Source organism: Halorubrum halodurans (assembly GCF_002252985.1).
GTDB classification, from domain to species: domain Archaea; phylum Halobacteriota; class Halobacteria; order Halobacteriales; family Haloferacaceae; genus Halorubrum; species Halorubrum halodurans.
The window spans coordinates 1-6,852 of the sequence record NZ_NHPJ01000018.1 but is presented as its reverse complement, the minus strand read 5'-3'; the positions used below and the strand labels follow the sequence as shown (position 1 = coordinate 6,852).

The 6,852-nt window shown below is 72.2% G+C and carries 6 protein-coding genes and 1 pseudogene; 6 read left to right on the top strand and 1 reads right to left on the bottom strand.

Annotated elements, in window-relative coordinates:
* The first annotated feature begins 116 nt into the window (after positions 1-116).
* Entirely contained in the window at positions 117-743 is a 627-nt protein-coding gene (locus DJ70_RS02005; protein ID WP_094529664.1) for a rubrerythrin family protein, read from the top strand.
* Positions 744-825: 82 nt separating this feature from the next.
* Entirely contained in the window at positions 826-1,449 is a 624-nt protein-coding gene (locus DJ70_RS02000) for an NYN domain-containing protein (RefSeq protein ID WP_245810643.1), read from the top strand.
* Positions 1,450-1,522: 73 nt separating this feature from the next.
* Here the strand turns inward: DJ70_RS02000 and DJ70_RS01995 are convergent, their stop codons facing one another.
* Positions 1,523-2,215, bottom strand: a complete 693-nt coding sequence (locus tag DJ70_RS01995; RefSeq protein ID WP_245810641.1) for a S26 family signal peptidase — start codon at positions 2,213-2,215, stop codon at positions 1,523-1,525.
* Positions 2,216-2,307: 92 nt separating this feature from the next.
* Here DJ70_RS01995 and gcvT point away from each other — a divergent pair, with 92 nt between their 5' ends.
* From gcvT to DJ70_RS01975, 4 genes and pseudogenes are all read left to right on the top strand, one after another.
* A complete protein-coding gene (gcvT, locus tag DJ70_RS01990) occupies positions 2,308-3,498 on the top strand; it encodes a glycine cleavage system aminomethyltransferase GcvT (RefSeq protein ID WP_094529659.1) in 1,191 nt (396 codons plus the stop codon).
* A gap of 116 nt (positions 3,499-3,614) precedes the next feature.
* Positions 3,615-5,345, top strand: a complete 1,731-nt coding sequence (locus DJ70_RS01985; RefSeq protein ID WP_094529657.1) for a tRNA uridine(34) 5-carboxymethylaminomethyl modification radical SAM/GNAT enzyme Elp3 — start codon at positions 3,615-3,617, stop codon at positions 5,343-5,345.
* A 53-nt stretch (positions 5,346-5,398) separates the two neighbouring features.
* Complete coding sequence (locus DJ70_RS01980) at positions 5,399-6,448, top strand: DUF7544 domain-containing protein (protein ID WP_094529655.1); 1,050 nt, start codon at positions 5,399-5,401, stop codon at positions 6,446-6,448.
* Positions 6,441-6,852 (top strand): annotated as a pseudogene (locus tag DJ70_RS01975) (CPBP family intramembrane glutamate endopeptidase); the annotation flags it as partial. The gene DJ70_RS01980 and the pseudogene DJ70_RS01975, both read left to right, overlap by 8 nt.

The window sequence follows — 6,852 nt, the reverse complement described above, 5'->3', positions numbered from 1 at the left end:
CCGAGTGACGGAGGAACGAGCGAAGCGAAGGAGTCGGTCTCGTAGCGAGCCGAACACGACCCCGTTTTTCGACGCCGACCGTCGCATACAACTACTCGGAGATGATAGCGAATCGCATGACCCCCGAGGAGTTCATCGAGGCCGTTCGCGACGACAACGAGACCGCCCTCTCGCGGCTCGGCTCGTCGAAGTCGCTGTTCGCGGACACGGCCGGCGAGATGGAGCCGGACGCCGTCCTTTCGGCCGCGGCGACCGCCGAACACCACGCGGCCGAGACGTACGAGGCGTGGGCGGCGAGCGAGGACGGCGACGTCGCCGCGGCGTTCGCGGAGACGGCCCGCGAGGAGCGATCCCACTACGACACGGTCGCCGGCGAGCTCGACGGCCACGAGCCGGGCGAGGCCCCGGCGATCCAGTCGTACCTCCGCGGGCTCGACGACACGGTCGAGCGGCTCGGCGGCTTCGTCGGCCGGACCCTCGCCGCGGAGCAGTCGAAGACGCAGGTGACCGGCTTCTTCGTCGGCGACGCGGACCCGCAGACGGCGGGGCTGTTCCGGTCGATGGGCGACGACCTCGACGCCCAACTGGAGCGGGCGGGCGACCTGCTCGCGGCCGAGTGCGGCGACGACGAGGGGGCGTGGGATCGCGCCCGCGAGGCCGGGGGCGGCGCGATCGAGGCGGCCTACGAGGAGTACGCCGACAGCCTCGAGTCGATGGGCGTCAACCCGAAGCCGGTCTGTTAGCCCCGAGCGGTGCCGAGCGACCGGGGCGACCGGGACGCCCGCGGATCAGCACGCCTTTTTCTGCCGGCCGCCGAGGGGAGCCATGGAGACCAGCAGTCCGGGCGACGCGGAACGTGGCGGTTCGGAGCGCGTCGGCGTCGCGCTGTTCGTCGACGGGCCGAACGTGTTACGCGAGGAGTTCGACGTCGACCTCGACGACGTCCGCGAGGCGGCCGAGGCCGAGGGACAGCTCGTGACGACCCGGCTCTACCTCGACGAGCACGCCACGCCCGGACTGATCCAGGCGGCCGAGGCGCGCGGGTTCGAGGTCGTCGTGACCAGCGGCGACGTCGACGTGAAGCTCGCGGTCGACGCCGCGCGCTTCGCCGCCGAGGGGCGGATGGCGACGCTCGCGGTCGCCTCGCGCGACACCGACTTCAAGCCGGTCCTCGAGACGGCTAACGGGTACGGCATCCGGACGCTGGCGATCGCGCCCGGCGAGTTCGGTCGCTCGGACGCCCTCCGCAACGCCGCCAGCGACTCGGTGACGCTCGACGGCGACCTGGTTGAGACGGGCGACGGGACCGGGGGGGCGCCCGGCTCGGACGGGGACGGGAGCCGCGAGGGAAACGGGGACAGCGGAGGACAGGAGGACACCGAGGGAAACGGGAGCGGCGGCGCTGGTGGCGGTGAGCGCGACGGGTCCGGCGCCGGCAGCGGCGAGTGAGGCGGTTCCGGGCCGGGAGAAACGGACGACCGGGGCGGACCGGTGACCGCGCCCGGCCCGAGCGGTGCCGTCGCTATCGGGGCGGCCGGCGGCCGTCGTCCGACTCGGTCCGGGTCCGCCGGCCGTCCCGAGCGCGACCGACGAGGAACGCGCCGGTCCCGCTGACGAGCGAGACGGCGGCGAGGATCCCGACGCCGGCGGGCACGACCCCGAACCGGGCGACCGCCGCGTCGACGGCGAGCTGGAAGTACCCGAGATAGGGGACCGAGAACAGCGCCTTCGCGTGGACGAGCCGCTCGTGGACGACCGGGGCGATCCCGGCGCTCTGGTCGTACTCGCCGTTCGCGTCGCCGTAGGTCACGTACCCGTCGTAGGGGGCCGGACACGTCGCGATCTCGGCACAGTCGGCCCCGTCGAGCAGGGCGGGGTCGGCCCGGTCGGTCCAGTCCTCGCCGGCAGTCACGCGGAACGCGACCCGATGGAGGATCGGCCGGCGCGGATCGGCCGGCGAGGTGAAGACGACGACGTCGCCAGGGCGGTCCAGTCGCGTCGGCGGGTTCGCCGCGTCGCTCCCGACGGGGTCGTCCCACGGGAAGCGGTCGACCGCCGTCACGACGACGAGGTCGCCCCGTTCGACCGCGGGCTCCATGCTCCCGCTCTGGACGGCGACGAGCGGGGGCCACGTCCCGACGACCGTCACGAGGAGGAGGGCGACGACGAGGACGGCGACAGCGGGCCCGAACCGCTCGCTCGGACGGCGAATCACGTGTCGTATGGGGGGTGGACCGGACTTGAGACTGTCGCCGGGGTGATCTCCCCGATGACAAGACATTAGGTCCGGCCCGGAGAGGAGCGGGTATGAGCGAACGGACTCCTCCGCTTCACGGCGTTCACGAGGCGCGCGGCGCGACGTTCACCGACTTCGGCGGGTGGGGGATGCCCGTCGAGTTCGACTCGATCCGCGAGGAGCACGCCGCCGTCCGCGAGGCCGTCGGCGCGTTCGACGTCTCGCACATGGGCGAACTCGAGGTGTCCGGACCGGACGCGACGACGCTGATGGACCGGCTGACCACGAACGACGTGACGGCGCTCGAGCCGGGCGACTCCCAGTACGCCGCGATCACGAACGAGGAGGGCGTCATGCTCGACGACACCGTCGTCTACCGGCTCCCGGACGGCGTCGAGGCCGGGTCCGGTGCCGCGTCGCTCTCGGACCTCGTCGACGGGACCGACGGCGACCTGGACGCGACGACCGGCGAGCCGGCGTACCTCCTCGTCCCCAACGCGGGCCACGACGGCGAGATGACGGATCGGTGGGTCGACCACCGCGACGACCACGGCCTCGACGCCGCCGTCGCGAACGCGACCGACGACTGGGCGATGTTCGCGATCCAGGGGCCGGAGGCGGTCGACGCGATGGAGGAGGCGCTCGGCGACGACGCGTCCGTCCCTCCCGAGGCGGTCACGGGGCTGTCGAAGTTCCAGGCAACGCTTGCGACCGTCGGCGGCGTGGCGACCTGGACCGCGCGCACCGGCTACACCGGCGAGGACGGGTTCGAGGTGATGTGTCCCGCGACCGACGCCGAGGCCGTCTGGTCGGCGTTCGACGTCCAGCCGTGCGGGCTCGGCGCGCGCGACACCCTCCGGACGGAGATGGGGTACCTGCTGTCGGGCCAGGACTTCGACCCCGAATCGGAGCCGCGGACCCCCTACGAGGCGGGGATCGGGTTCGTCGTCGACCTCGACACGGAGTTCGTCGGCCGCGACGCGCTGGCCGCGGAGCGCGACGCCGGCGGTCCCGACGAGGAGTTCACCGGCGTCAGGCTCCTCGAGCGCGGCGTGCCCCGCAACGGCTACGCCGTCACCGACGGCGACCTGACCCGGATCGGCCACCTCACCTCGGGCACCATGAGCCCGACGCTCGACGAGCCGATCGGGCTCGGCTACCTTCACGCGGATCACGCCGAGCCCGGCACCGAGGTGAGCGTCGTCGTGCGCGGCGACGAGAAGCGTGCCGAGGTCGTCGCACCGCCCTTCCTCGACCGGTAGGCGGGAAGCCGGCGCTGCCGCGAGGCGACGCCACCGGCATCGGCGCCACCGCGGCCGCGAGGCGACGTCGCCGCGGCCCGACACGCTTAACCCTCGAACCCGCCGAACTGGGAGCAATGAGTACCGACGCGCCGAGCGACGCGGAGTCCGGGTCGGAGACGACCGGCTCCGACGCCGAGCCCGAGGCGTTCGTCGAGACCTGCGAGGCGCTCGTCGACCGGATCCTCGCCGGCGACGTCGACCGGGAGAACCTCGAGTCCGCGAAGCTCGACGCCTGCTCCGAGTTCTCCTCGCCGAAGGTGCCGAAGAACACGGAGATCCTCGATCACGCCCCCGCGGAGGCCCGCGACGACGTGATCGAGGTGGTCCGCCGCAAGCCGGTCCGGACCGCCTCCGGCGTCTCGCCCGTGGCGATCATGACCTCGCCGAAGCTCTGCCCGCACGGGAAGTGCCTCTACTGTCCCGGCGGGCCGGCCTCGGAGTTCTCCTCCGCGCAGTCGTACACGGGCCACGAGCCCGCCGCGGCCCGCGGCGAGCAGAACGACTACGACCCGTACGGCCAGGTCACGCTCCGGCTCGAACAGCTCCGGAAGATCGGCCACCCGGTCGACAAGGTGGAGCTGATCCTGATGGGCGGGACGATGACCGCGCGCTCACACGACTACCAGGAGTGGTTCGTCAAGCGCGCCTTACAGGCGATGAACGACTACGACCTCGAGAGGGAGCCGGCGCCCGCGGAGGGCGAGTCGTTCGCGCCCGATCCCGAGGAGACCGAGTTCGAGTACCTCGAGGACGTGATCGCGGAGAACGAGACGAACGCGATCCGCAACATCGGGACGACCTTCGAGACGAAGCCCGACTGGTGTGACCCCGAACAGATCGATCGGATGCTCGATCTCGGGGGAACGAAGGTGGAGGTGGGCGTCCAGACCACCTACGAGCGGATCAACCGCGAGATGCACCGCGGGCACGGCAACGAGGCCTCCCGCAACGCCAACCGTCGCCTCCGAGACGCCGCGTTCAAGGTCGGCTTCCACATGATGCCCGGACAGCCGGGGATGACGAGGGAGATGTGTCTCGAGGACTTCCGCCAGCTGTTCGAGAACCCGGCGTGGCGGCCCGACTACCTCAAGATCTATCCCACCCTCGTCGTCGGCGGGACCCGCGTGTACGACCGCTGGAAGCGGGACGAGTTCGAGCCGCTCTCGAACGAGGAGGCCGCGGACCTCGTCGCCGAGGTCATGGACGTCATCCCGAAGTACACCCGGCTCCAGCGCGTTCAACGGGACATTCCGGCCGACTTCATCGAGGGCGGCGTCTGGAAGTCGAACCTCCGACAGCTCGCGAGCCAGCGCGCGGCGGAGAAGGGGATCGTCCAGCGGGACATCCGCGCCCGCGAGGTCGGCCACAACGACGCCGACCCCGATCCCGACGACGTCGAGCTCGACGTGCTCACCTACGAGGCGGGCGGCGGGACGGAGCATTTCATCTCCTTCGAGGACCCCGTCCGCGACCTGCTCGTCGGCTTCTGTCGCCTGCGGTTCCCCTCCTTCTCGCCCGATCAGCCCGGCGCGCCCGGCACCGAGGAGGACGCGATCCGTCGCGAACTCGAGGACGCCGCGCTGATCCGCGAGCTTCACGTGTACGGCAGCGAGGTCGCGATCGGCGGCGACGGCGACTGGCAACATCGGGGGTACGGGCGGAGGCTCATCGAGCGCGCCGAGGCGATCGCCCGCGAGGCGGGGTACCGGAAGGCGGCCGTCATCTCCGGGATCGGCGCGCGCGAGTACTATCGGAGCAAGCTGGGGTACCATCAGGACGGGCCGTACGTGTCGAAGCGGCTGTGAGCCGCGCGTGAGCCACCGAAACGGCTAACTCGGCGCTCGGCGATCGGTCCGCCATGTCCCTCCACGCGGTCGACGAGATCGAACGCTCCCTGGAAGTCACCCGCGACTTCCTGACGCCGATCGAGGTCCGGCGCTGGCTGAAACTCGCCGTCGTCGCCTTCTTCGTCGGCGGCGGCGTGAGCCTCCCGTCGGCACAGTTCAACGCCTCCGCCCCGTCCGGGGAGGTCCCCGTGGGCGGAGGTCCCGGTTCGGCCCCGACCGGGCTCGCGGACGCGCTTCCGGCCGATCCGCTGCTGATCGTCGCGGCGATCGTCGGAGCGAGCGTCCTCCTCGGCGCGCTGTTCGCGTTCGTCGGCGCGGTCATGGAGTTCGTCCTGATCGAGTCGCTCCGGACCGGCGAGGTGGCGATCCGTCGCCACTGGCGCCGTCGCTGGCGGCAGGGCCTCCGGCTGTTCGGCTTCCGGGTCGCGATCGGGCTCCCGGTGCTCGCGCTCGTTCTCGGGTGGCTCGCGCTGCTCGTCGTCCCGCTTCTCACCGGCCACGGCCTCGCGGTCCCGTTCGCGGCGCTCCTCGCGGGCGTGCCGGTGCTGTTCGCCGCCGGCGTCGCCTACGGGCTGGTCTCGGGGTTCACGACCGCCTTCGTCGTCCCGATCATGATCCGGTTCGACTCGGGAGTCCTCGACGCGTGGCGGCGGCTCTGGCGGTCGATCAGGGCGGCGTGGAAGCAGTACCTGGCGTACGCGGTGATCGCCTTTCCGTTGACGGTCGCGGTGGGACTGATCGCGTCGATCGCGACGGGGATCGTCGCCCTGCTGCTCGCCGTCCCGTTCGTCGCCGTCGCCCTGGCCACCCACGTCGCCGTCTCGCTCTCGTCGACGGTCGGCCTCGCCGTCCTGGCCGTTCTCGTCGTCGGGTTCGTGCTGGCGACGATCGCCGTCTGGGCGGTCGCGCAGGTGCCGGTCGTGACCTACCTCCGGTACTACGCGCTGCTCGTCCTCGGGGACGTCGAGGCGTCCTTCGACCTCGTCCCGCACCGACGGGAGGCGGCCGACGGAACCGCCCGACCGCCCGAGCGCGACGACGGGGCGTCCGAGGATGGCTGAGCGCCCGCGAACGACGGCCGACCGTCCGCGCGGGTGGCGGGCGTCGGCGCGCGGCGCGGCGGCGCTGTTCGCGCTCGGCACCCTCGGGGTCGCCGCGGTCGCCGTCGACGCCGCGCCGAGCCTCCGGGGGATTCCGGAGCTGTCGTCGCTGCCGTTCCCCGCGCTCGTGCTCCTCGCGGCCGTGAACTCGACGCTGCTTTTGATCGTGTTCACGGCGCTCGGCTCGGCCGCCGCGCCGCGCGTCGGCCTCGTCTCACACGTCTTCACGTGGGCGGCCGGCGGCTCCCCGGAGTGGACGGCCTTCCGGCGGTCGGTCCCGCTCGCGGTCGTGACGGGTGCGTCGCTGTTCGGCGTCGTCGCCGTCCTCGACGTCGCGTCCGCCCCGCTCGTCCGGCTGCCGGCCG

What these genes read in the sequence shown, in the direction of transcription:
- DJ70_RS02005 (WP_094529664.1), top strand. Translation starts at nt 117, where the DNA reads ATGACCCCCGAGGAGTTCATCGAGGCCGTTCGCGACGACAACGAGACC.
- DJ70_RS02000 (WP_245810643.1), top strand. Translation starts at nt 826, where the DNA reads ATGGAGACCAGCAGTCCGGGCGACGCGGAACGTGGCGGTTCGGAGCGC.
- gcvT (WP_094529659.1), top strand. Translation starts at nt 2,308, where the DNA reads ATGAGCGAACGGACTCCTCCGCTTCACGGCGTTCACGAGGCGCGCGGC.
- DJ70_RS01985 (WP_094529657.1), top strand. Translation starts at nt 3,615, where the DNA reads ATGAGTACCGACGCGCCGAGCGACGCGGAGTCCGGGTCGGAGACGACC.
- DJ70_RS01980 (WP_094529655.1), top strand. Translation starts at nt 5,399, where the DNA reads ATGTCCCTCCACGCGGTCGACGAGATCGAACGCTCCCTGGAAGTCACC.